The organism is Arsukibacterium ikkense, assembly GCF_000987775.1.
In the GTDB taxonomy this organism is placed as follows: Bacteria; Pseudomonadota; Gammaproteobacteria; order Enterobacterales; family Alteromonadaceae; genus Alishewanella; species Alishewanella ikkense.
In genome coordinates, this window is sequence record NZ_LAHO01000007.1 from 100,096 (window position 1) to 125,957 (window position 25,862).

The window sequence follows — 25,862 nt, forward strand, 5'->3', positions numbered from 1 at the left end:
CTGTAAAATGACCGCCAATTATATAGAATTAGCGCTTAATGTCACTGCCCGTTCAGGAAAACTCTCGTTCAGTGAAGCTATAATCATTTTTACCACGCTGCTTGGCCAGATACATTTGCTTATCAGCTTGTTTCAGCAACCCTGTGCTGCTGGTGGCATCATGTGGATAGATAGCGATACCAATACTGGCCCCCACCATCACTTGCCCGAAAGAGAGTTGCAATGGCTGGCTTAACTTCACCAGAATTTTCTCGGCGACGATAGCCGCATCATCCCGATGCAGCAAAGCAGTTAATAACACCACAAACTCATCGCCGCCAAAACGGGCAACAGTGTCGCTTTTCCGAATACAGGCTTGCAGTAACCCTGACAGTTTTAGCAGCAACTCATCGCCAGCATCATGGCCATGGCTATCATTCACGCCTTTAAAACCATCTAAATCAATAAATAACACAGCCAGCATTTCATTGTGACGGCTATGCTGCATCAGTGCCTGGTCCATTCTTTCTTTTAATAAACTGCGATTAGGCAAACCTGTTAAATCGTCATGCGTGGCCATAAAACGCATTTTCTCCTCCGCAGCACGGCGCAGCGTCACTTCACGGCGTAAAAATAAATTCCAGATCACAAATACGCTTAAAAATAACAATGTTATCGCCGCTACCTGCCAGATAATTTGCCGAACACGTTTACGATCGATGCCCTGGGTAATTTCAAAATCGAACCATTGCTGGTAAATCTGCTGCCGCTCTGTCTCGCCAATACTACGTAAGCCCTTATTTAAAATAGCCACTAACGGCTGATAATCACTGCGTACCGCCACCAGTGAAGGGTATTCCGGTAAATCATCAATTACCTGCATCCGCAGGTTAATGACATTGGCACGCTTTAAGGCACTGCTGCCTGCTTCAATTGAATCAAGTACAAAATCTACCCGGTTCTCCTGCAATAAGCGGATGCCGTCGCTTAAGTCTTTAATGATCGTCACCTCAACCTCTGCAACAATTTGGGCTAAATCATTTGCCAGCTGGTAGTCGCGAAAAATGGCAATGCGCTTGCCCCTTAGCTGGGCAGATGAGGAAATATTTTCACTGTTGATATGGCTGATCACCGCCCAACGCACTGACCAGAATGGCTCGGTAAAACGGGCAAAGTGCTCACGGCCGTCTTTGGTTGACACGTTGGCGACCAAATCCAGATTACGATTTGCCAGATCGAGTAGAATGTCCTCGAAATTATCATAGGGTCGCAGCTCAAACTGAATAGTTAACCGTTTGGCCAGAATCTGCAAAATTTCATGGCTAACCCCGGCTACATTGCCATCTTTGTCGACGAACTCCATCGGCGGCCAGTTACTGATAAGCCCTACCCGCAGCGGACTATGTTGCCGCAGCCATACCTGTTCTTCAGAGCTGAGTGGTATTCTGTTTTTAAAATCACTAAAGTAACCCAGCTCTGGCGCACTTATCCATTTTTGTTCTATTTGAATGAGTTCTGGCAACGATATCTGATTAAAACCTTCGGTTATTTTAGCCGCAAGCTCTGAATTATCCTGATGCACCAGTACATGTAACGGCGCAAATACCCGGGTGGCTGGTACGACGATAAAATCTTCCCACAAATTAAATTGCTTTAAGCGCGCTTCCATCACCAGGTCGGCCCCGAAAAAGCCATCTATTTCTCCGGCCAGGACTGCACTGGTCATAGCTTCGAGTGATGGATAACGGCTAAAGGTTGCCGCCGGGTATTGCTGCTGGACTTCTGGCAAATAGGTACTGAGGTTAAACACGCCAATTCTGGCCGTACTATTACTATCCAGTTGCTGATAGTTGCTGGTTCGTAGTGTGTAGTAAGAAGCAGAAAAACTATATAAATGATAGGCCTTTGCTAACTGTGAATTAAGATTTGTCATCGCCGGCAAACCAATATGAGCATCTATACGCTGATTGGTCAGACTGGCCAGACTATTAACCGAGCTATCGGGTACAAAAGCAATACTGGTACCGGTTTTTTCTGACCAGAGTCGCCATAAATCTACTAACAAGCCCGTCGCTTCGCCTTGGGCAGAAACTTGCATATAGGGCTGGTTCATTACCGATAAGCCCAGTAATAAGGTATCGTCTTTACCGCCACTAAAACTTAGCCATTTACGCTCCAACTCATTGAGAGTTTGCACCGACACTGCTGATGAATACTGCTGTAAAAGGGGGTTGAGCGACGAATTGGCCGGCGCGGCTAACATCAGCTGGATGCCTTGCAACGGAATTTTTTTATATAGCGGAAAAAGGTTATCCAGTTCGCGATAGGCGTGATAACGCGGCGGTAGCCGATCTAAGCCAGCAAATGCTTTTAGCTCGCCGGCGATGGCAGCATCATACATCTGGCTTACCGCGGCAAACTCCCGCAAGGGGGCTTTAGGCAACAACCGGGCCAGTGTTGGCACATGGCTGGAGTTTTCTACCACACCGACAACATAGGGCGTCAAATCGGCCAGATTTTGCACCCGGATTAAATCCCGATGCACGAAAACATTGCTGTAAATAGTAATATTCAGGCTTTGCAGCGCATACTCTTGTGCCCGTTGCTCGGTATACGCCATGCCACCATGTAAGTCGACTTCGCCTTTATTCAATAGGGCAACCGTTTGTGGCCAGTCCGCCATAATAAAATCAATGCTGATTTGCTGCTCTTTGCCAATAGCGCGCCAGTAATCGACAATAAGGCCATCTGGCTGGCCTTGTTCATCAGTAAACATGTAAGGGTACGTATCACTGCTAAGCGCAATGGTAAGCTTCTCTGGCTTCGCCGTTGCATAGGCTGACACAGCAAAACACATTAACAACGCAGCAAAGGGCAAGAAATGTCTGATCATGTGTCAATACTGATAGTTAACGTCATATCCTTGTACCTTGCCTGCATACTTTGGTCAAGTACTGGCCGGTCGTCATAAAGTGATGTTCAGACCGCTTTGCTTTTGGCTGCCAGCAAGATTTCAGGTAAACTAATGCCAACTTATTAATGCGTTGCCATAAATGCATTGCCAGCTTGCTCCGGTGCCCTACTTTATGCAAAAAGATCATATTTACGCTGAGCCGTTAGCTCAAATCCAGGATTTCCGCTTTGACGATCAGGTTGCTGAGGTCTTTCCGGATATGATCCAGCGATCAATTCCGGGTTATCAGACGATTATCCAAACCATCGGTAAATTAACTAACCGCTTTCAGCAGCCTGACAGCAATTATTACGACCTGGGTTGCTCACTGGGTGCCGCCAGCCTGGCGATGCGTCGCAACATCACTAGCAGCGGTGCCCAGCTTATCGCCGTCGATAACAGCAAAGCCATGCTGGAACGTTGTGAAAGACATTTACTGGCGTTTCGCTCTGACGTGCCGGTTAGTCTGGAACTGGCCGATATTCGCGATATTGTCATTAAAGATGCCGCGGTAGTCGTCATTAACTTTACCCTGCAATTTCTCGCCCCCGAAGACCGCGAGCAGCTGATCCGGAAAATTTATCAGGGCTTAAAACCAGGTGGCGTGCTGATTTTGTCAGAAAAGTTTGTTGCTCATAGTCATATCAGTAATAACCTGCTGGTTGATTTACATCTGGATTTTAAGCGGGCCAATGGCTATAGCGAGCTGGAAATAAGCCAGAAACGCTCCGCGTTAGAAAACGTGATGAAACCCGATACTCTGGCCCAGCACCAGCAACGATTGCTTGGGGCCGGATTTACTGAGCAAACTTTATGGTTTCAGTGTTTTAATTTTTGCTCTATGCTCGCGGTCAAATAACAGCAAGCTGATACTTCCCTGCATACTGCCATTATTCTAAGGAGCAATAATGCTCGACTTCAGCCCCTTTTACGCCAAACTAGCCGGCAATAAACTGCACAACTGGTTACAAACCTTACCCGCTCAGCTGGCTGACTGGCAGCAACATGCCCTGCATGGTGATTTTAAACAGTGGCAGAAAGTACTCAACCAATTGCCGCAAACCACAGTAAGCCACGTTGAACTTGCAGACGCCGTGCAATTTGGTGTAGCGGGCGATATCAGCGAGGGACAGGCACAGCGGATCATTCATTTGTTACAACAGCTTAAACCCTGGCGCAAAGGGCCGTTTAACATTCATGGCATCGAGATTGATACCGAGTGGCGTTCAGATTTTAAGTGGCAGCGGGTGTTACCGCATATCAGCCCATTACCTGGGCGTTATGTACTGGATGTTGGTTGTGGCAGCGGCTACCACCTGTGGCGGATGCGCGGTGCCGGTGCTGCATTTGTGGTAGGCATTGACCCCTCACAGTTGTTTTACAGCCAGTTTCAGGCGATTAAACATTTTAACCCGGATCCTGATGTGCATCTTATCCCGATTGGCATTGATGAAATGCCCGCTTTAGCCCAGTTCGACACCGTTTTCTCGATGGGCGTATTGTATCATCGACGCTCGCCGCTTGATTTTTTGCAGCAATTAAAACAGCAACTGCGCCCCGGTGGTGAGTTAGTGCTGGAAACCCTGGTGGTCGATGGTGACCAACATACCGTGTTGGTACCGGGTGAACGTTATGCCAAAATGCGCAACGTCTGGTTTATCCCCAGCAGCGAGGCGTTATGCCACTGGTTAAACCGGCTGGGCTTTAAAAACCCCAAAGTAGTTGATTTAAATACCACTACGTTAAGCGAACAACGTGCAACAGCCTGGATGGAAAATGAAAGTTTAATTGATTTTCTTAACCCGACTGACCATAGTAAAACCATTGAAGGCTATCCGGCACCGCAACGTGCCGTGATCGTCGCCACGGTTTAATCAGAAACAGGACCCGGCTAGCTATGCCTTACCGCCCAAAATCAACCCTGGAACAATGGCGTATTTTACAAGCCGTGGTCGATGCAGGTGGTTATGCTCAGGCCGCTGATTTACTGAATAAAAGCCAGTCATCACTTAACCATGCGGTGGCGAAGTTGCAATCGCAGTTAGGCGTCGAACTGCTGGAAGTCATTGGCCGCAAAGCCCAACTCACTGATGCCGGTGAAGTGATGCTGCGCCGCTCCAGAGTGTTAACTCAGCAAATTGAAGATTTGGAACTACTGGCCGACAACATAGAACGGGGCTGGGAACCGGAGATCAGGGTTGCAGTGGAGCTGGCTTACCCGAAACACTACTTATATCGGGCCTTGCAAGCATTTTACCCGCAAAGCCGTGGCAGCCGTGTACAGATTATTGATACAGTGTTAACCGGTACCAGTGAGATTATTCTGCAGAAAAAAGCCGATTTAGTCATAGCAGGTGTGGTGCCAAAAGGTTATCTGGGCGAACCCTTGTATGTTACCCGCTTTATTCCGGTTGTAGGCAAAGACCATGAATTAGCTGCTCAGCCAGTATTAGAACAAACGCAGTTAAGCCAATATTTACAGATAGTGATCAGGGATACTGCGCAAAAGCCACTGGAAAATATCGGTTGGCTAAAAGCAGAGCAACGCTGGACAGTTGATAATTTCAACGAAGCAATAGAAATATTGCAACTGGGCTTGGGGTTCTGCTGGCTGCCCGATTTTGCTGCAGCACAGGCATTGGCGCAAGGTGAGTTAATTCAATTACAATTGAATAACAGCACTGAGCGCCTGGTACCCATGTCAATTCTCACCCCACAGGAAGAAACCCTGGGGCCAGGCAGCAAACAATTACGTCAGTTGATCCTGGCAGAACATCTTAAATAAGGACCCTTATGCAAAACAACGATATAGCGAAGCTGATGCAAGATGCAGCCAAAGACGCAGTGAGTTATATTGCGGAACAACATCAACTGACGCTGGATTACAGCCTGGCAAGTTTACATGATGTTGACACGGTATTGGCCACACTGCACCAGCAGCAACAGCAGCAAAACCACTCTGCAGAGCTGTTATTTACCCTTAGTAATATTATTGGCGCCTACATTGGTGAGGTTTTTATCGCTAACTATGGCGGTAATTGGCACAACAACAATGCAGACAATGCAGCCCCTTATATATCAGTGCAACTTTCTGACAAAGAATTTCCTTTCGCTTCAGTGTGTTACCATAAAATCACGCTAGACGATAGCATCAGTGCCGCAGACTACGTTAAGCAAGCAGCTACAAATGTGATGCAGTAAAGCTTTTGTCGGCGCCATTATGCAGGTAAAATACGCGCCGAATCTGCCAACCAACCTAGTTATCCGAGGAAAGCCGTGAGCGAGCACAACACATCTTTAAGCTACAAAGACGCCGGAGTTGATATTGATGCCGGTAATGCCCTGGTAGAACGGATTAAAGGTGCGGTAAAACGCACGACCCGTCCGGAAGTCATGGGAGGCTTAGGTGGTTTTGGCGCCCTGTGTCAGATCCCAGCGGGTTACAAGGAGCCGGTGCTAGTATCCGGCACTGATGGCGTAGGCACTAAGCTGCGGCTGGCGATGGATCTCAAACGACATGATGGCGTTGGCATCGACTTAGTAGCAATGTGCGTCAACGATTTAGTGGTGCAAGGTGCTGAACCGCTGTTTTTCCTCGACTACTATGCTACCGGCAAACTGAATGTTGACACTGCCTCAGCGGTTGTCGCCGGCATTGCCGAGGGCTGCGTGCAGTCGGGTTGTGCTTTGGTTGGTGGCGAAACTGCTGAAATGCCGGGCATGTATCATGGTGACGACTACGACATTGCCGGTTTTTGTGTTGGTGTGGTTGAAAAAGCTGACATTATTGATGGCAGCAAAGTAAAGGCCGGCGATCAGCTAATCGCGCTGGCGTCATCTGGCCCGCATTCGAACGGTTTTTCGTTAATCCGCAAAGTACTGGAAGTCAGTGGTCAGTCGGCAGACTCGCTGCTGGAAGGAAAAAGCCTGGCCGACCACTTACTGGAACCTACCCGTATCTACGTGAAAAACCTGCTGGCATTAATTAAGCAAATGCCAGTGCATGCATTGTGTCATGTTACCGGCGGTGGCTTTTGGGAGAATATTCCACGCGTGCTGCCCGCTGATGCTAAAGCCGTGATAAACGGTAACAGCTGGCAATGGCCCGCCATTTTTAACTGGCTGCAGCAACAGGGTAATATCAGCCGCCATGAAATGTATCGCACCTTTAACTGTGGTGTTGGTATGATCCTGGTAGTGCCGGCAGACCAGCTTGCGCCAGCACTGGCGAACTTAACCGCCGCGGGTGAAACAGCCTGGCATCTGGGAGAGATCCAGCACGCCAGCGCTGGTGATGAGCTGGTTGTTATTAACGAATAAGGTTACCGATGAAATCTATTGTAGTGCTGATTTCCGGCAACGGTTCCAACCTGCAAGCAGTAATTGACGCCTGTGCCAGCGGTTTTATCGCTGGCCAGGTTACTGCGGTAATATCCAACAAAACAGCGGTTTTTGGCTTACAGCGCGCTGCTGAGGCCGGCATTGCCAACCATGCCCTGAGCCATAAAAATTTTGCCAGCCGCGATGCTTACGACAAGGAACTGATCAAGCTGATAGACAGCTATCAGCCAGATTTGGTGGTACTTGCCGGCTTTATGCGGATCCTGACCGCCGGCTTCGTTAACCACTTCAGTGGAAAATTATTGAACATTCACCCGTCGTTGTTGCCCAAATATCAGGGATTAAACACACACCAGCGGGCAATTGACGCCGGCGACAGTGAACACGGCTGCAGTGTGCACTTTGTCACCGAACAACTGGACGGTGGTCCGGTTATTTTGCAAGCCAAGGTACCCGTGTTTCCCAATGATGATGCCAAAGCCGTGGCGGCACGGGTGCATGAACAGGAACATCAACTTTATCCTCTGGTCATTCGCTGGTTCTGTCAAAACCGTTTACAACAACGTGGCGATAAGGCATGGTTAGATAATAATTTATTGTCAGAACAAGGATATGCGAACGATGAGGACGAAACTTAAATGGCGCCTGCTGGCGTCATTACTCTGTACCAGCCTGCTTGCCCTTTGTGGAATATCTCACGCTGAATCTGACACTACCGCATCAGTAGCAGACATGAAGTTTCGCCCATTTAATGCCGACTACCTGGTATACCGGGCCGGTAAAAAACACGGTGACGCTAACCGTTTCCTTAAATTCAGCAACAATCGCTATCAGATGGGCTACAGCAGTAATATCAGCTGGCTGATATTCAGTGATAAACGCCTGGAAACCAGCGAATTTCAGTTAAATAACGATCAGGTACAACCGCTGCACTATTTAATGAAACGTCAGGGCACAGGCCCCAGCCGTCACTACGAATTACATTTAGACCCCACTAAACAGCAACTGACTGTAGGCAAAAAGCGTGAACTTATCGCAAATAGCTGGCAGGACAACTGGTTAGATCCGCTAAGCTACCATCAGCAATTAGTACTAGATCTGCGGGCCGGAAAAACCGAGTTTTTTTACGATGTATTAAACCGCAATGGCAACAGCAAAACCTATCACTACAAGGTGGTAATGGAAGAGCCGCTGGCCCTGCCCTACGGCACCTTACGTACGTTACGGATCGCCAGAATGGACGATCCGGAAAAGCAGGTTTACGCCTGGGTCGCGCCTGAGCTGGATTATATGCTGGTACGCTTATGGCGTGGCGAAGACAACGTTGAACAGTTTGATGTGCAATTACATAAACTTGAATGGCTGTCGTCTCAGGATAAGGGCTCACCATAATAAAACAGCTGGCTTTCGCCAGTCTGCATTTTATGCCACTGCTCGTTATTAGTCAGTGGTTCTGTTGCGATAATAGTTACCACGTCATTGGGCGTGGTTTCTTTAGTGAAATCAATGTCGACATCCACATCTGACAAGCGGGCTATGCCAAATGGTGCACGGCGGGTTATCCAGTAAAGCTTAGTGGTGCAGTAAGTTAATAAATACTCACCGTCCGTCAGCATCATATTAAACACACCCAGTTTTTGTAAAATCCTGCATTGGCGCTGGATAAATTTAAACGCTGTTTTACGGCTTGGTGCTTTATTGGGGTAACGCCTGGCCAGTTCACTGAGCAAATAACAAAATGCCCGCTCGCTGTCCGTGGTGCCTACCGGTGTAAACCGGTCAACGGCTAACTTACTATAGCCATTTAACTGGCCGTTGTGGGCATAAGTCCAGTAACGCCCCCACAATTCCCGGGTGAATGGATGGGTGTTCTCCAGCGCCACCCGGCCACGATTTGCCTGCCTGACATGGGCCACTACCGCACAGCTTTTAATCGGGTAATCTGATACCAGCCGGGCAATTTCAGACTGATAACTTGGCAGAGCATCCTTAAAAGTACAGACGCCTTTATTGTCATAAAATGCCACTCCCCAACCATCTTTGTGAGGGCCGGTGCGACCACCGCGCTCTTTTAAACCTTTAAAACTAAAACAAATGTCAGTGGGGACATTGGCCGACATTCCCAGTAATTCACACATAAACAACCTCTTTTAAGCAACAGGTTGCAGGCGAAACTAAACCAGCAAGCTATGCTTTAGAGTATAAGCCTTAGCAAGGCAACTGTATGTTGACAATAGCTTTGCTGAACATAATACACAAAGGCTTGCAACTTTAGTTAAATCGTTTTACTCTAGCAAGCCAGAGTGGTCTGACCTCTTATCAGGAGTTAACAATGAACGTGTTCTTTTTAGTGCTTGCCATCGTGGTGGCAATCGGTGTGTTAGCGTACTATCGCGCCAGTTTAACCATGTTTACCGTCGCTATTGCCGCTTTATTAGTGGTAGGCAGCCTGACGGGTATCTCAGGTATTATTGCCTGGCTGGTATTTTTAGCGATTGCACTACCATTAAATATAGCCAGTATTCGTCAACAATATATCACTAAACCATTACTTGGTTTGTACCGCAAAATAATGCCCGAAATGTCAACAACGGAAAAAGAAGCGATCGATGCCGGCACCACCTGGTGGGAAGCTGACCTGTTCCGCGGCAACCCGGACTGGCACAAAATGCATAACTTTCCCAAGCCACGGCTAAGCGCTGAAGAACAAGCGTTCTTAGACGGCCCGGTGGAAGAGCTACTGGCCATGGTTGATGACTGGCACAGTACCCATGAACGCGCTGACTTATCCCCTGAAGTATATGACTACCTGAAAAGCAAAGGCTTCTTTGCGATGATTATCGCCAAAAAATATGGTGGTCTGGAATTCTCTGCTTATGCGCAGTCCTGCGTACTACAGAAACTGACCAGTAAAAGCATGATGCTGTCGAGCATCGTTGGCGTGCCTAACTCATTAGGCCCGGGCGAGCTGTTACAGCACTACGGCACCGACGAGCAGAAAAATCATTATTTACCACGTCTGGCTAAAGGCCTGGACGTACCGTGTTTCGCCCTGACCAGCCCGGAGGCCGGTTCTGATGCCGGTGCCATTCCTGACTTCGGTATTGTTTGTAAAGGCGAGTGGCAAGGTAAAGAAGTGCTGGGCATGCGTCTGACCTGGGACAAGCGCTATATTACCCTGGCTCCTATTGCTACCGTGCTAGGCTTAGCCTTTAAATTATACGATCCAGAAAAACTGCTGGGCGACAAAGAAGAACTGGGTATTACCTGCGCGTTAATTCCGGCCAATACACCTGGAGTTAAAATTGGCCGGCGCCATTTTCCGTTAAACGTGCCGTTCCAGAATGGTCCTACTCAGGGCAATGATATTTTCGTCCCACTGGATTACATTATCGGTGGCGCGCCAATGGTCGGTCAGGGCTGGAAAATGCTGGTTGAATGCCTCTCTGTTGGCCGGGCGATTACCCTGCCTTCTAACAGCACCGGCGGCATTAAAGCTGCAGCGCTGGCAACCGGTGCTTATGCCCGCATTCGCCGACAGTTCAAATTACCTATCGGTAAAATGGAAGGTGTGGAAGAAGCAATGGCCCGGATTGGTGGCTATGCCTATATGGCAGACGCCTCTACTACTATGTCTGTCGGCGCTATCGACTTAGGCGAAAAACCGTCTGTTATCTCAGCCATTACCAAGTACCATATGACTGAGCGGATGCGCACCGCCATTAATGATGCGATGGATGTGCACGGTGGCAAAGGCATTTGTATGGGGCCAAATAACTACCTGGCCCGGGGTTATCAGGGCGCACCGGTGGCCATTACGGTTGAAGGTGCCAATATTTTAACCCGCAATATGATTATTTATGGCCAGGGCGCGATTCGTTGTCATCCGTATGTATTAGCTGAATTACAAGCTGCCCAGCTGGACGATCAGGGCGCGGCGGTAACCGCTTTTGATAAAGCGCTGTTTGGCCATATTGGCTTTGCCATCAGTAATTTCTTCCGTACCTTCTGGTTATCGTTAAGCGGTGGCATTTTCAGCCACGCACCTTACAGCGATGCCACCGCTAAATATTACCGGCAGATGAACCGCTTCAGTGCTGCCATGGCACTGATGTCTGATGTCGCCATGGGTACGCTGGGTGGTGACTTAAAACGCCGCGAGCGGATCTCAGCCCGCCTGGGGGATATTTTAAGTATGCTGTACTTAACCTCTGCGGTGTTAAAGCGTTATAACGACGAAGGTCGTCAGGTGCAGGATTTACCGCTGGTGCAATGGTGTTGTGAAGACAACCTGGCCAAAGCACAACTGGCACTGGATGAGTTATTTAATAACTTCCCGAACCGGCTGGTTGGTGTAGTGTTAAAACGGGTGGTATTTCCATGGGGCCGCACCTTACGCAAAGCGTCAGATCAGGTGGAGCATCAGGTTGCGCGTATTATGCAAACCCCTTGTGAAGCACGTTCACGCCTCGGCCTGCATTTATACCTGACCAATGAGCCAGGCAATCAGTTAGGCCGGGTGGAACAGGTATTGCTGGATATTCTGGCAGTGGAACCACTGTTTGATAAAGTGGCCAAAGCGGCGAACAAACGCCTGCCATTCTACCGCTTGCATGAAGTTGCAGATTTAGGCCTGGAACTGGGCGTTATCAGCCAGGAAGAAGCGGCGAAATTACGTATCGCTGAAGAGGGCCGCTTATTTGTGATTAACGTGGATGATTTCGAACCCGACTATCTGGCAGCGGATAACAGTCTGACCCAGCAACCTAACGGTGCTGACGCGCTAAATCAGGAACAAAGCAAGAAAACCAAAGCAGCCTGATAACATCGTTGTCATCGGCCAATAAAAAACCTGCCAGCTGGCAGGTTTTTTTTATGGTATAGCGCTTCGCTTAAAGCTCAGTGCTAACACGCAACACTAGAAATTTACCACTAATGGCTCAGAGCATTGTGCCGTTGTATCCAGACATAACCGATAGGTTACACCGCTGGCTGAAGCATCTTTAAACTGATCATTATAACGCCCTGGCCGGCTTAATGTTGCCACCGGGCTATCGCCCCGATACAAGGTTAGTGCTTGCTCAGCATCACTGCTCCAGCGCAATTGCACCAGGGTGGCGCCTGAACGGCCACGATTCACCCGGATTAACTCCAGCTCAATCACTAGCGGCAGAAGTGCCGGCGTTAAGTTCAGTTCAATTACCAGCGGATCATGGTCAGATGAACGGAACGGATCGGCATTGTAGAAGCTGGCAGGTTTGTCCAGCCCGGCGCGCAGTGGTGCCTCGCTGTAATTAAACTCCCGCACCTCATCGGCATTAGTATGCCAGGCTGCGGCGGTTAACACCTGCGCTTGCATCGATGGGCTGGCAAAAGCGTGATCCAGACTACCGGCTTCACCCATAAAGGTGTAGCTATATACCGCCGGATCGCCATTGTTAGCCGCGATGGCCAGGTTCTGATAGCCCTGGGCAGTTAACGCCGTTAACGGGTCTTCCATTGCATAGGCGTTAAAATCGCCCAGAACCAGATAATCCGTATCACCAGCGCCGGTAGGATCCGTTGCCAGCCAATTGACCAGAGCATTCGCCGATAAGGTGCGCCACAGGTTCCAGCAACCCTGACCATCACCCTGATCCGCATTCGGATCTGACGCCGCCGGGCACGATGCTTTCGCCCGTAAATGCACCGCGACTGCAGTAAATTTACTCATATTCGCGGCCATAAAAGTCTGTGCTAAAGCCGGACGCTGGCGGGAGGTATCAAAGTCAGGGTCCACACTGGAGTCCAGGACGGCGTACGCACCTTGCGGGCTGACTTTACTGCTGCGATAGATAAAGGCAGGTTTAATAGCATCAGTACCCATAAAGCCGGTAGCAATGTAAGCCCAGTCAGCCTGAGTGTCCAGATTATTCAGCCTTGAAACCAGTAGCTCCAGGGTAGCGTCATCGGCATCGTTCTCGATTTCAATTAACGCCACAACGTCAGCGTTTAAGGCCAGAATGGTCGAGGTTGTCTTTGCCAGTTGTCGCTCAAGCTCTGACAATGAGGTCGCGCCCCGGCAACCCAGCGCATTCGGGCCACAGACATTGCCCGTCACCTGCAAAGTATTAAACAGGTTCTCGACGTTATAAGTGGCAACGCGCAGGTTACCCGGCGTGGTTTGAGGCTCGCTCAAGCGCGGGTTAGCCGCAGTGGTAAACTGGCCCGCTTGCAGCGAACGTAAACGGTAGGCGCCGAACGAGTAGCCCATAATGCCGTTTAACCCGGCATTTAGCAGATAACCGTTGCGTATTGGGTTGGCGGCAGACAGCTCATTGACGCCATCTGCGCCGGCAATAAACGGCACCTGATAGGTACCAGTGCGGCCATTATCGATAATCAGTCGGTTTTTGGTATTGGCAGCCATAAGTGCAGCAACCTGCTCACCCGGACTGACGACCTGAGTTGGCGTAAACAAGCGGCCATTCGATACCGTATATTCGCCAAAGCGGGCAGCATTAAATACGTCACTGACGGTATAATCAGCGGCAGTAGTCAACCACATGCCCTCGGTACGTTCAAATTCGGCAAAACTGCTTACCGGTAAGGTCAGGGTTTGTGGCGTGATACCGCCTAATTGGAAAGTGGCACAGATAGCAACATCAGTAACGTTGGTTATCTGCGTTTCTTCAAAGTACTCCGCCACAGTACCACCCACCCGAACTAAGTCGCCTGGGGTCAGGCTAACACCGAAACCATTGTCATAAACAAAGATACCCTCTGAGGTTTGTGGGTTATTGTCGGCGTTAACATCAAGCTCCTGCAGGTAGAAACCAGCAAGACCACCATTATTGGTATCCTGAAAACTGGCCGTCACCACTGCTTCTACCTGGACATAAGCGCCTTGTAGCGGGCTCTGAAAGCCGGCGCCCTGAATACTGTGAATGCGGTTAAGCGGATTACCACAGGCAAACTCCGCTAAATTGTTATTACCTTCGGCGCTAATTTCAACGTTGGCCAGACGCCAGGTGCTGCAGTTTCCGCTGGCAAAGTTATAACGAAAGGCAATATAGCCCTGGCCACTGGCACTGGCTAATTGCTCAAAGCCGTCGAACCGCACCGGTACATTGTTAGTGGTAAAATCTTCGCTGGCAATGGTGGCCAACAGGGTCCAATCTGCCGGGTTAATCTCAGCATTACCATTATAAGACGTGGAGTAATACACTTCTAATGGGTTGGTACCGGCAAAACCGCGCGCTATATCAAAGGCTAAGCGCTCACCGGTTTGCGCATTTAAGTTAAAGGCCGGCGAAATTAACCAGTTATCATTAGCACGGCAGGCGCCATCGATAAAGGGTGCAAAGCTGAGGTTGCCAAAAGAACCGTTCCAGTCCCAGCGCTCAGTACCACTGACATTCACTTGTGTCCAACCGGCATTAAAAGGATTCGTGGTAAAATCACGATTGTATACCGTGATCCGGCCAACATCAGCCGCCACGGTACCGGTTACCAGCAAGTTATCGAACCGGTTATTACCTGACGCTGAACTGGCGCCGTTCAGTGTAATTTTAAAATATACCTGCGCCTGATCATTCAGCTCCGTCACCGCAGAAAAATCAAAACTACGTAACTGAAAAGCGCTACCAAGTGCACCGCTATCTTCAGCAAAGAACTGATAGCTAACACCATCTACCGACCAGCTAATTACCCGCGAAGTAAAACCAGTAGCCGTGCCCCGCTGCGCCCAGCTCAGGCTGATGTCCTGATAATCTGTGGTCGCCACCTGAATAATGATTTCTGCACCATTGTTGCTGTTTGCCGTGCCACCTTGTACTGATAAGGTCTGGCCAGCGGCAAAGCCGCTTAGTGCATTAACGGTGCTACCGGCAAACGCCTGCACTGAAATATAGGCACCATTACCATCGAGCGATTGATCAAAATTTTGCAGAAAAATATCACCAGTGCCCACATCGGCTGCCTGCGGAAAAGAGGCTGGCGTAAAACCGTTGCCACCGGAAGGTAAGGTATTTGAATTTTGCGCCCAATACGCAATAGGTTGTTGTGCCCATGCTGGCATGAGCACCAGTAGCATAAGCAGGGATATTATTATTCTCATCGTTAGTGATCCATATGGTTAAAATAGGCGACGTACCGCAAAACCGTCAGTTCCAGCTTGCCTGGTTTGCTTGTGATACCTTGCGGTACCTTTCGGCTTTTTACCGAAGCCGATACTATAGGATCAATTTATGGCAGTTTCATTAAATTCATTTCGTTGAAACAAATTACTTGCTTACATTACGCTGTCTAAATACATTACAAACAACCGAGTTTTAAACATCTGCACACACAGACATCTAAACATCCAATTTTACAAAGCGCTCGTTTTCAGGTTTACTATGACATAAGTGTCCAGCCCGACAAATTTATCAATCCATAGTAAGCAAGGAGTACTACATGTTTAACGTTAATCAGTATTTTGATGGCAAGGTTGCCTCTATTGCCTTCGCTGGCGAACAGTTACCCGCTACCGTTGGTGTAATGGCGCCGGGCGAGTATGAGTTTGGCACCAGCCAGCATGAAGTTATGACAGTGATCAGTGGCGCCTTAACCGTGTTACTGCCAGGCAAAACAGACTGGCAAACCTTTAGTAGCGGCCAGCATTTTCAGGTTGCCGCCAATGTTAAATTTCAGGTTAAGGTAAAGCAGGATACCGCTTACCTCTGTACTTATGCATAATAGCCAATAGATATCCCTGATTAAGAGCAGCCCATGCGCGGTATGCGTAGCACAGCTAAACAACCTGAACCGCAAAAACGACCCGAGGCATTAAAGTTGGGCCAGACCGTGCGCACGCTCTGGCCATATTTAATGGCGTTTAAAGGCCGGGTGTTGCTGGCAGTGCTGGCACTAATCGCCGCCAAGGGCGCAACCCTTTTGATGCCCTGGGCGTTAAAAGAGATTATTGACGCCCTGGATAGCAATGTTAGTGCGCTGCTTGTGTTGCCCGCTGCCTTACTACTCCTTTACGGCGGTCTGCGCTTTGCTTCGGTATTTTTTGGTGAACTGCGCGATGCCCTGTTTGGCCGGGTAACCGAGCATGCTATGCGCCAGATTGGTTTAAAAGTATTTAAGCATCTGCATAGCCTGGAGCTGGCTTTTCATCTGGACCGGCAAACCGGCGGCATTAGTCGCGATATTGAGCGTGGCAGCAATGGCCTCAGCTTCTTACTGCGCTTTTTAATGTTTAACATTGTGCCTACGCTGTTTGAAATTCTGGCCGTGGCCATTATTTTCAGCCTGTTATTTTCACCACTGTATGCCGTTATTACCGTGATAGCTGTCGGGCTGTATATCTTTTTTACCGTGGCGGTCACCGAATGGCGCAATAAATTTATCCGTGAAGCTAATCAAGCCGACAACACCACCAACAGCCGGGCAGTCGATAGCCTGCTGAATTATGAAACGGTAAAATACTTTAATAATGAAGCCTATGAGGCGCGGATTTATGATGGTTTTCTCGCCAACTGGGAGCAAGCACGGCTGAAAAACCGGCTAAGCCTGCTGGCGCTTAACTCCGGCCAGGCATTGATCATTGCTGCTGCCATTACCAGCCTGATGTGGCTGGCTGCAGCAGAAGTAAGAGCCGGCAATATCAGCCTGGGGCAGCTGGTGATGGTAAATGCCTATATGATCCAGCTGTTTTTACCACTGAATTTTTTAGGCTTTGTTTACCGGGAAATTCGCCGGGCGCTGACCGATTTAGAGAATATGCTCGGGCTGCTGAGCCGGAAACCAGCTATTGCTGATAACCCCAACGCCACTGTGCTAAATGTGCAACAAGGCACAGTGCAATTTCACCAGGTGCAGTTTGGCTATCAGCCCAACCGGCCCATTTTAAAGGGCCTCAGTTTTGAGGTGCCCGCCGGCAGTAAAGTGGCCATTGTCGGGGCCAGTGGCGCCGGCAAAAGCACCCTGGCTCGCTTGTTATATCGGTTTTACCCACTAAACAACGGCCGAATTACCGTCGATGGCCAGGATATCAGTAACGTTACACTGGACAGTTTGCGCCAGGCTATCGCCATAGTGCCGCAAGACACGGTGCTGTTTAACAGCAGCATCCGTGACAATATTCAATACGGCAACCCAGACGCCAGTGCCACAGAAGTAGACCAGGCCATCAAACTGGCGCATCTTCGCAGTTTTATCGACAGTCTGCCGCAAGGCGATGCCACCCTGGTGGGCGAGCGCGGTTTAAAAGTGTCGGGCGGCGAGAAGCAACGCATTGCCATAGCGCGGGCTATTTTAAAAAAATCGCCCATTCTGGTGTTTGACGAAGCCACCTCAGCGCTGGATTCCAGTTCCGAGCAGGCCATTTTACACGCCATGCGCGAAGTGGCCCGCAACCACACCAGCCTGGTGATTGCCCACCGTTTATCGACCATTACCGATGCCGACAATATTATTGTACTTAAAGACGGTATGCTGGCCGAACAGGGGAATCATCAGCAACTGATTGCCCGCGAGGGTGAATACGCCAGAATGTGGCAATTACAGCAACAACAGCAGACATGAGCCAGATCAACCCCTGAATGCTAAAAGCCGTCTATGCTTAAAGTGACGAGAAAAAAAGGGGTTCAGTATGCCGCTACAACAACTAAAACATAAATTATTAGTGCAAAAAATGCAGTTGGAACGCCAACTCAATGCAATTCATCATGATTTTCAACAGGGACGCAGCGCCGACTCGGCCGAGCAAGCAGCTGAGCGGGAAAACGAGCAGGTGTTAAACAGCCTGGAGCACAATGCAGCGACAGAGTTGCAACAAATCAATACCGCGCTGCAGCGGATGGAACATGGCGACTACCTGCACTGCAGTAAGTGTGGCGAAGACATTGGCATAGCGCGATTAAATGCAGTGCCCTTCACCACGTTATGTATCAGCTGTGCCAATACGCCGGTATAGCTCCACACTGGTATAGCGCCGTTAGCTAAATTAGTTATCTAACTGCCAGCGCTGTCTAATTTGGGTCAGGGTACCGTTTTGTTGCAAGGTAGCAAACGCCTGGCGATAGCGTTCGCGCAGCCCGCTGTCAGACTTAAGGTTAAATGCGACGCACAGCGGGTGATTCAGCTCTGGCAGCTTAAAAACTTTTGTTAGTTGGTTTACATCGTAACCAAGCCTTTCTGCCCTGTTCAGCAGTGATTTTTCGACACTGATCACCAAATCAACCCGCTGTTTGTATAACATATCTAACGCATATTCAGGGGTAGCCGTTCGCATCAGCCGGCTCAGTCCCTGCGCCGTTAAATACTGATCAGGGTTTGACTTTATACTGACCGCAATATGATATCGCCGTAAATCATCAAGTGTGTGCAGCGGTTGTTTAATGTTGTCCTGCAGCGCCCAGAAATATAACTCTTCGTTATCCAGGGTGGCCACACAATCAAACAGCTCAGCACGCTCCGGGCTATACGCCATGGAGTAGATAAGCACGTTATTATTATTTGCGGCTTCGTAAAAGCTGCGGCCCCAGGGGTTTACCTCAATTTGTGGCGTATCACCGGTTAAAGCAAACAACGCCAGCACGACTTCAGTGGCATAACCGCCCAAACTACCATCGGTTTGCTGCAGCTGATAGTAACTTCGGTATTCTGTTACCACTCTAATACTATTTGCCTGTAACGCCAGGCAGGGCAGTAACACCAGCAACGACAGCACCCTGTACTTGCACATAACTCTATCCAAACAACTGAATTCACGTCTAAGCTTAGCTTAAATGCAGCCTAAAGAAATCAATGGTACGCTGCCAGGCCAGTTCGGCAGTTTCTTTGTTGTAGCGGGCAGTGGAATCGTTATGAAAACCGTGATGCGAATCCGGGTAACGGTGCATCTGGTATGGCACCTGATGCTGTGTCATCAAGGCTTCAGCTGCCGGCCACATCTCATTTACCCGGGTATCCAGCTCGCCTAACTGCACCAGTAACGGTGCTTTAATATTGGCAATTTTATCTGCTGGCGGTGGCGAGCCATAAAATGGCACGCCGGCATCCACCAGCTCAGGTAACTCGGCCGCCAGCAAACCGGTCATAGCACCGCCAAAGCAAAAGCCGACCACCCCTAACTTGCCACTCCCTGCCTCCAGTTGTTTTAACCAACGGGTTGCAGCTTTTAAATCGGCAATAATTTTCTGGCTATCCATACTACGTTGCATTTGCCGGCCTTCGTCATCATTGCCCGGGTAGCCGCCTAACGGCCACAGTGCATCAGGGGCAAAGGCAATAAAGCCGGCTTTAGCCAGACGGCGCGCTACATCTTCAATATAGGGGTTTAAACCGCGGTTCTCGTGGATCACCAGTACCACAGGTAACCTGGCTTCAGCCTTAGCTGGCATCACCAGATAGCCGCGCCCTTCACCATGCCCTTCTGGCGCGGGGAACGTCTGGTAGCGGGCAGTAATGTCAGGGTCGTTAAAGGAAATCTGTGCCGCCAGAGCATAATTGGGCATTAAGCCGCCCAGAATAGTTGCTGCAGTAGCGGTACCTGCTGCCAGCCCGGCAATGGCGGTTAGAAAATCACGACGGTTTAACATACCATGGGCATACTTATCGTATAGCTCGTAAGCCTTGGCTGGAATAGCAACAGGTGCAGCTGTTTTACGCTTGGTCATCAGTTATGTTTCCCGGGGCAGCAGTGGCAGAAAAAGCCAGCAAAAAATGTCTGACAAGTCGTACGCTGATAATTTACACAGGGTTTAGTATAACGGCTAAAAAAATAGTTCGCTTAATCAGTTTGGGCCAATGGCAAAGTACATTGCAACTGATATGCTAACTAACACAAACCCAGATGGAATAAGCTTATGTTACTGGCGGTGTTAGCATTAATTTTCGGCCTGGCTTTACTGGTCTGGAGCGCCGATCGCTTTGTTGATGGCGCCGCGGCTGCAGCCCGCTTTGCTGGTATGCCACCTCTGCTGATTGGTATGCTGGTAGTGGGGTTTGGTACCTCAGCCCCGGAAATGGTGGTATCAGCCATGGCCGCCGCTGATGGTAACCCGGCGTTGGCACTGGGTAATGCTTACGGCTCTAACATTACCAATATTGCCCTGATTATTGGCTTGGTGGCCTTGCTCAGCCCGATTAATGTCCACTCGCAAGTTATTAAAAAAGAGCTCCCCTTATTACTGGCCATTACTTTGTTTGCCGGCTGGCAGCTGTTTGATCATCAGCTCAGCCGGTTCGATGCCTGGTGCTTACTTGCTGTGTTTGCCGCGGTAATGGCCTGGTCAGTCTGGCAGGGCATGCGCAACCCACAAGATGCGCTGGCAGCTGATGTCGACACCGAACTAAGCAGCAACAGCATGACCTTAAAACAAGCATTAATCTGGCTGCTGCTAGGCCTGGTATTGCTTATTATTGCTTCCCGTTTTTTGGTATATGGCGCTGTGTATATTGCTCAGGGGCTGGGCGTCAGCGATTTAGTGATCGGCTTAACCGTGGTGGCTATTGGTACATCCTTGCCAGAGCTGGCCTCATCTTTAATGGCAATTAAAAAGGGCGAACACGATATTGCGCTGGGCAATATTATTGGCTCCAACCTGTTTAACACCCTGGCGGTAGTGGGTATTGCTGCCTTAATAGAGCCGATGGCCGTTGATGCAATTGTACTTAGTCGCGACTGGACCTTAATGTTTGGCTTAACCGTGGCGCTGTTAGTGCTGGGTATTGGTATTAAAAAGGCAGGCCGGATCAACCGGCTGGAAGGCGCCCTGCTGCTGGCAATATTTTTTGGTTACACCGGCTATTTAATCAGTACGGCGTTCTAACACCGCCTCACCTATCTCTGTGCGGCTTTTGTATTACATTAGTCGCACAGAAAACTCTGCTTACAGTTTTTTGGCGAAGGATGCCACTACCTGTGCTATTACTTAACACCGTTAGTACCTATAAATCAAAATAACAATCCAGGGGACATTCATGTTTAAACCCAAACAACTGGCTTTGCTGTGCTGCGTTGGCCTCGGGCTATCCAGCTTAGCCGTTAACGCTACCAGTGGCACCCGCCTGCTGCAACAGCCCGACATTTCTGCCAACCATCTGGCTTTTGTCTACGGCGGTGATATCTGGTTAACCGACCGCAACGGCCAAAACCCGCGCCAGCTTACCAGCCACCCGGCCAGCGAATTTGCGCCAAAATTCTCACCCGACGGCAACTGGCTGGCCTTTTCCGCCAGCTATGACAACAACACTGATGTGTATGTGATGCCAGTCACAGGCGGCCCCGCTACCCGGCTAACCTTTCACCCGGGCGCCGACACCGTCAATGGCTGGAGCCCGGACGGCAAAAGCGTGCTGTTTGCCTCAAACCGGGAAATTGCTAATAGCCGCAGTAACCAGTTGTATCAAATCAGTATTGACGGCGGCTACCCCAGCAAATTAATGGAAGCGGTGGCATTTGAAGGCGATTTATCCGCCGATGGTAAAAAGCTGGCGTACCGGCCCAATAATATGGCGTACAGCGGTGCCAGCGGCTGGCGCTTACACCGGGGAGGCAGCACGCCACCAGTATGGATTATCGATTTAGAAAAGCAGCAACTGGAGAAAATCCCCCACCCTAATGCCAATGAATTTAACCCGTTCTGGCTGGGTGACACGGTGTATTTTCTCTCTGATCGGGATAACACTGCAGTAAACCTGTTTCGCTACAGTGATAAACAGGTTAGCCAGCTTACGAACAATACTGACTGGGACTTACGCAGTGCTGCCGGCCATGGCAACAGCATTGTCTATGAAGCGGGTGGTTTTTTGCATCAGTTTGACGTTAGCAGCGGCCAGAGTAAGCCGATCACAATTAACATCACAACGCAGTCAGCCCAGCAAAGACCGCAATGGAAAGATGCCAGTAAAACCCTGACCAGTGCCCGCTTATCCACGACCGGCCAGCGGGTGGTTGTCAGTGCCCGCGGCGACATTTTCACCGTACCGGTAAAAGATGGCACTACCCGCAACCTGACCCAAAGCAGCGGCGTGCGGGAATTTGACGGCTTGTGGAGCCCGGATGGCAGCAAAGTGGCTTATATTTCTGATGCTGGCAATAAGCATCAGTTGGTATTACAAAGCCAGGACGGTTTGAGCCAGCCAGAGGTATTTGCCTTAGCCGACAGCGGTTATTTTAACCTGCTAAGCTTTTCGCCCGACGGCAATGTTATTGCTTATCACGATAACCACTTAAACCTGTATGCATTTAATTTAAAAACCAAGCGCAGCCAGCAGCTCGATACATCAGAGCGACGCACGCAGTTTAATGTATCATTCTCACCCGACAGCCGTTATCTGGCCTATACGGTATCTGGCGCTAACTATTTCAGCCAGATTAAGTTGTTTGATTTTCAGAGCAACAAAACCAGCCTGATCACCGATGGCATGAGTGAGGCAGACAACCCGGTGTTTACTCAGGATTACCTGTACTTCACCGCTTCGGTGAATACCGGCCCGTCACAAGTTGGCCTGGATTTATCCACCCGCGAGCGGCCGGTACGTAAAGCCATTTATGCTTATGTGCTGGCCAGCGATGGTAAATCACCGCTGTTACCGAAAAGCGGTGATGAACCCGCTAAACCCGCAGCGAGCAAAGACGATAAAAAAGCCAAAGACGAGGTAAAACCGGCAGTTAAAGCAGTTAAGCTGGATTTAACTGGCTTGCAAAACCGCATTGTCGCCCTTCCCATCGCCGAGCGTAACTACGATAATTTAAGTGTCGCCGACGACGGCGCGCTGTTTTATCTGGAGCGCAACCAGCCCGGCAGCAGCAATGAGCTACCCGGTAGCGATGGCCGCAATAGCGCTACCTTATACCGTTTTGATTTTGAAGAGAAAAAGGCCGAAAGCGTTAAGCAGGATATTGCCAGTTATAACCTGAGCAGCGATGGCAAAAAGCTGTTGCTGATTAGCATGCCGAATAAGCTGGAAGTTGGCGACGCCAAAGCCAAGCCGGATGCCAAAGCAGTGGCACTGGCCGACGTACGCAGCTTTGTTAACCCCAGCGAAGAGTGGCAGCAAATATTTAATGATGCCTGGCGGATGCAGCAAGAGTATTTCTACGATGCCAAGATGCACGGCATTAACTGGCAGGCTGTGTATGACAAATACCAGCCGATGCTAAAGCATGTGCAGCGCCGGGAAGATTTAAACGACGTGCTGGTGCAAATGATTGCTGAATTGCAGGTGGGTCATAACCGGATTGGCGGTGGCGATGTGCATCAGGAAGCCGCCAGTAAAGTGGGCCTGCTGGGCGCTGATTTTGTGATTAACAACGGCAAGTACCAGTTTAAAACGGTGTATCAGGGCGATCGCTGGAGCCCGTTCTTAAAGGCACCGCTAAATGTACCCGGCGCCAGTGCTAAAGCCGGCGATTATTTGCTGGCCATTAATGGCCAGGATCTGAATGCCAGTGACAACATTTTTGCTCTGCTGGATAACACCCAGGGCAAGCAGGTAGTGCTGAGCATTAGCGACGACGCCCGCGGCAAAAACCGTCGTAATATTACGGTAGAGCCGGTAGCCAACGACAGCCAGCTGCGCTTATGGCACTGGGTAGAGCAAAACCGTAAGCTGGTTAACGACAAAACTGCTGGCAAAGTAGCCTATGTTTACCTGCCCAATACTGCAGACGGTGGTTTTTACTTCTTTAACCGCATGTTCTTTGCCCAGACCGATAAACCGGCGGTTATTCTGGATGAACGTAAAAACGGTGGCGGCCAGGCCGCGAACTATATTACCGAAATTCTCGGCCGGCCGTTTTTATCCGGCTGGAAAGACCGCGATGGCCTGGTGTTTACCACCCCTGGCGCAGGCATTTATGGCCCGAAAACCATGCTGATTGATCAGGACGCCGGTTCAGGCGGCGATTTCCTGCCCTGGTCATTTATGCGGTTGGGTTTAGGTAAAACCATTGGCACCCGCACCTGGGGTGGCCTGATTGGTATTTCAACCAACCCGCCAATGATCGATGGTGGTTTTCACGTAGTGCCGTTTTTCCGCTTCTATACGCCAGATGGCGAATGGCGGGTAGAAAACGAAGGCGTGGCGCCGGATATTGAAGTAGAACTGGACCCGATAGCGGTTAATAAAGGCATTGATGTGCAGTTAGAGCGCGCTATTGAGCACACGCTAAACGAGCTGAAAGCCAACCCGCCAAAAGACCACAGCCAGGCCCCGGCCATGCCGACCAGGCTGGGTTTGTAATACTCACTATGTCATGCAAAACCGCTGCTTTGCAGCGGTTTTTTTATGCTGGAATCTTCAACAATATAAAGGCGCAACGGCGAACACCTTAGACCGAGTTCACCGCAATTAGCTGTCAGAGTCCTTTACATAGTTCACGCTTCCCCCACAAACTAAAGTAGTAACTACTTGTATAAAAACCTTATTATTATTCTGGTTTAAAAATTGCTTAGTTATTAACCACCTGCCCCCCAATAAAAAAGTCATCGTTAATAAGTAAGCCCCTTATCTGTTGCTGTCATTAAGCCGTCGGCATCTAAAGCACTCATGTTTTATAGGTTTATTAAGGAATAGCTATGTCCAGAACACTAAAACTGCTTACCCTGCCCTTGTTAGCCTTGTTTTTGTTTGCCCAGTTTGCCGAGGCAACGCTTATCAGGTCAGGAGGCAGAGGCGATTTAAGCCTTAATTATTCACAGGCTTTTTACTATGTCGATAACCAGTATTTAAATGAAGTAGGGATTATTGAATCGGCCTTTAATTTTGACAGCCCCTTTGCGGCGAACAGCATTATGCGGGCCGTTGGCGGTGGTGGTAGGGGTTTGGGTGCCGTGCCCAACGACTGTATTAAAGGCTATACCCAGGACGATGTAGATAATTTAGAACAAGAAATTGATTATTGGCGAACCGAATTAAGTTATGAACGGATTACTGAAGCGCAATTTGATGCTGAGGTGGCGGCGTTAGAATTAGCAATATACGGTGAGCCTTGTGTCTGGGAGTTTACTCAGGGTGATGCGCTTTCGATGTTTGGCTTTTTCAGCCTGTATTTTGACACGCCAGATGTCAGCTACAACGTTAACTGGTTAATTGATGGCGTTTCCCTGCCCGGTGCTATTAATACTGCAGGTAATCTGATTACCCCCGATGGCACCATTAACAACGGCTGGGTCACCTTAAATACTCCACCTACCATGGCTTTTGAACCGGGTGATTATATGGCTTATGTTTCTGTCGGCTTATCTTCCAGCCAGGGTCAGTTTTTCTGGACCAGCACCCAGCCAGGCAACGAAATAGTATTTGAACAAAAATGCATTGTAAAACCAAACCCTGACTTCGACCCGGACAATCCTGATGATGGCATTGATGAGTTTATTGAAGTCTGTGGCTATACCAATGTTTACAGAAACGATTCAGAAGTGAATGACCCGACGATGTCGTTCTTCTCTCATGGTGAAATACTGCGTATTCTGCCAGCTAGTGACGGCCCGGTTACCCCGGTTAATGCTCCGGCGTCTATTGCGCTGTTTTTAGCAGGCTTATTCACTATGGGCTTAAGAAGACAACGTAAAACCCAAAGCTAATGTTTTTTAAACCCTGATATGAA

At 49.4% G+C, this 25,862-nt stretch carries 19 protein-coding genes; 14 read left to right on the forward strand and 5 right to left on the reverse strand.

The window, feature by feature from the left end; genetic code table 11:
* Window positions 1-52: 52 nt before the first annotated feature.
* The gene (locus WG68_RS08785; RefSeq protein ID WP_046557315.1) at window positions 53-2,872 is read right to left on the reverse strand and encodes a transporter substrate-binding domain-containing protein; all 2,820 of its coding nucleotides are present in this window, start codon (window positions 2,870-2,872) and stop codon (window positions 53-55) included.
* A gap of 193 nt (window positions 2,873-3,065) precedes the next feature.
* Between WG68_RS08785 and cmoA the strand changes: the two genes are divergently transcribed.
* The 7 genes from cmoA (at window position 3,066) to WG68_RS08820 (ending at window position 8,665) form a co-directional block, all read left to right on the forward strand.
* Window positions 3,066-3,791, forward strand: a complete 726-nt coding sequence (gene cmoA, locus WG68_RS08790) for a carboxy-S-adenosyl-L-methionine synthase CmoA (RefSeq protein ID WP_046557375.1) — start codon at window positions 3,066-3,068, stop codon at window positions 3,789-3,791.
* 49 nt (window positions 3,792-3,840) lie between these two features.
* Window positions 3,841-4,806: a tRNA 5-methoxyuridine(34)/uridine 5-oxyacetic acid(34) synthase CmoB gene (gene cmoB / locus WG68_RS08795; RefSeq protein WP_046557316.1), complete on the forward strand. Its 966-nt coding sequence runs from the start codon at window positions 3,841-3,843 to the stop codon at window positions 4,804-4,806.
* A gap of 23 nt (window positions 4,807-4,829) precedes the next feature.
* Window positions 4,830-5,717 (forward strand): LysR family transcriptional regulator, encoded by an 888-nt coding sequence (locus WG68_RS08800; RefSeq protein WP_046557317.1) that lies wholly within the window; start codon window positions 4,830-4,832, stop codon window positions 5,715-5,717.
* An 8-nt stretch (window positions 5,718-5,725) separates the two neighbouring features.
* On the forward strand, window positions 5,726-6,133 hold the full coding sequence (locus WG68_RS08805; RefSeq protein ID WP_046557318.1) for a hypothetical protein: 408 nt from the start codon (window positions 5,726-5,728) through the stop codon (window positions 6,131-6,133).
* A 75-nt stretch (window positions 6,134-6,208) separates the two neighbouring features.
* A complete protein-coding gene (gene purM / locus WG68_RS08810) occupies window positions 6,209-7,252 on the forward strand; it encodes a phosphoribosylformylglycinamidine cyclo-ligase (RefSeq protein ID WP_046557319.1) in 1,044 nt (347 codons plus the stop codon).
* A gap of 8 nt (window positions 7,253-7,260) precedes the next feature.
* Window positions 7,261-7,911 carry a phosphoribosylglycinamide formyltransferase gene (gene purN / locus WG68_RS08815; protein WP_046557320.1) on the forward strand — a complete coding sequence of 217 codons (651 nt, stop codon included), beginning with the start codon at window positions 7,261-7,263 and terminating at the stop codon, window positions 7,909-7,911.
* 94 nt (window positions 7,912-8,005) lie between these two features.
* A complete protein-coding gene (locus WG68_RS08820) occupies window positions 8,006-8,665 on the forward strand; it encodes a DUF3108 domain-containing protein (protein ID WP_235357703.1) in 660 nt (219 codons plus the stop codon).
* Here the strand turns inward: WG68_RS08820 and WG68_RS08825 are convergent.
* Complete coding sequence (locus WG68_RS08825; RefSeq protein ID WP_046557322.1) at window positions 8,644-9,411, reverse strand: class II glutamine amidotransferase; 768 nt, start codon at window positions 9,409-9,411, stop codon at window positions 8,644-8,646. The genes WG68_RS08820 and WG68_RS08825 overlap by 22 nt on opposite strands.
* A gap of 194 nt (window positions 9,412-9,605) precedes the next feature.
* Between WG68_RS08825 and fadE the strand changes: the two genes are divergently transcribed.
* On the forward strand, window positions 9,606-12,095 hold the full coding sequence (gene fadE / locus WG68_RS08830) for an acyl-CoA dehydrogenase FadE (RefSeq protein WP_046557323.1): 2,490 nt from the start codon (window positions 9,606-9,608) through the stop codon (window positions 12,093-12,095).
* Between the two features lie 96 nt (window positions 12,096-12,191).
* Here the strand turns inward: fadE and WG68_RS08835 are convergent, their stop codons facing one another.
* Complete coding sequence (locus WG68_RS08835; protein WP_200897563.1) at window positions 12,192-15,332, reverse strand: ExeM/NucH family extracellular endonuclease; 3,141 nt, start codon at window positions 15,330-15,332, stop codon at window positions 12,192-12,194.
* Window positions 15,333-15,709: 377 nt separating this feature from the next.
* Here WG68_RS08835 and ppnP point away from each other — a divergent pair, with 377 nt between their 5' ends.
* The 3 genes from ppnP to WG68_RS08850 all read left to right on the forward strand — a co-directional run bounded on the left by ppnP (window position 15,710) and on the right by WG68_RS08850 (window position 18,218).
* On the forward strand, window positions 15,710-15,991 hold the full coding sequence (gene ppnP / locus WG68_RS08840) for a pyrimidine/purine nucleoside phosphorylase (RefSeq protein ID WP_046557325.1): 282 nt from the start codon (window positions 15,710-15,712) through the stop codon (window positions 15,989-15,991).
* Between the two features lie 33 nt (window positions 15,992-16,024).
* Complete coding sequence (locus WG68_RS08845; protein WP_046557326.1) at window positions 16,025-17,827, forward strand: ABCB family ABC transporter ATP-binding protein/permease; 1,803 nt, start codon at window positions 16,025-16,027, stop codon at window positions 17,825-17,827.
* Between the two features lie 67 nt (window positions 17,828-17,894).
* Complete coding sequence (locus tag WG68_RS08850; protein WP_046557327.1) at window positions 17,895-18,218, forward strand: TraR/DksA family transcriptional regulator; 324 nt, start codon at window positions 17,895-17,897, stop codon at window positions 18,216-18,218.
* Window positions 18,219-18,248: 30 nt separating this feature from the next.
* Here the strand turns inward: WG68_RS08850 and WG68_RS19090 are convergent, their stop codons facing one another.
* Together WG68_RS19090 and WG68_RS08860 are read right to left on the reverse strand one after the other, a co-directional pair.
* Complete coding sequence (locus WG68_RS19090; protein WP_052749024.1) at window positions 18,249-18,989, reverse strand: substrate-binding periplasmic protein; 741 nt, start codon at window positions 18,987-18,989, stop codon at window positions 18,249-18,251.
* A gap of 34 nt (window positions 18,990-19,023) precedes the next feature.
* Window positions 19,024-19,923: a dienelactone hydrolase family protein gene (locus WG68_RS08860; protein ID WP_046557328.1), complete on the reverse strand. Its 900-nt coding sequence runs from the start codon at window positions 19,921-19,923 to the stop codon at window positions 19,024-19,026.
* A 189-nt stretch (window positions 19,924-20,112) separates the two neighbouring features.
* On the opposite strand from WG68_RS08860, the gene WG68_RS08865 reads away from it, so the two are divergent.
* The 3 genes from WG68_RS08865 (at window position 20,113) to WG68_RS08875 (ending at window position 25,839) form a co-directional block, all read left to right on the forward strand.
* A complete protein-coding gene (locus WG68_RS08865) occupies window positions 20,113-21,078 on the forward strand; it encodes a calcium/sodium antiporter (RefSeq protein ID WP_046557329.1) in 966 nt (321 codons plus the stop codon).
* A gap of 151 nt (window positions 21,079-21,229) precedes the next feature.
* On the forward strand, window positions 21,230-24,496 hold the full coding sequence (locus WG68_RS08870) for a S41 family peptidase (protein ID WP_046557330.1): 3,267 nt from the start codon (window positions 21,230-21,232) through the stop codon (window positions 24,494-24,496).
* A gap of 335 nt (window positions 24,497-24,831) precedes the next feature.
* On the forward strand, window positions 24,832-25,839 hold the full coding sequence (locus tag WG68_RS08875; RefSeq protein WP_046557331.1) for a hypothetical protein: 1,008 nt from the start codon (window positions 24,832-24,834) through the stop codon (window positions 25,837-25,839).
* The last annotated feature ends 23 nt before the right edge of the window (window positions 25,840-25,862 follow it).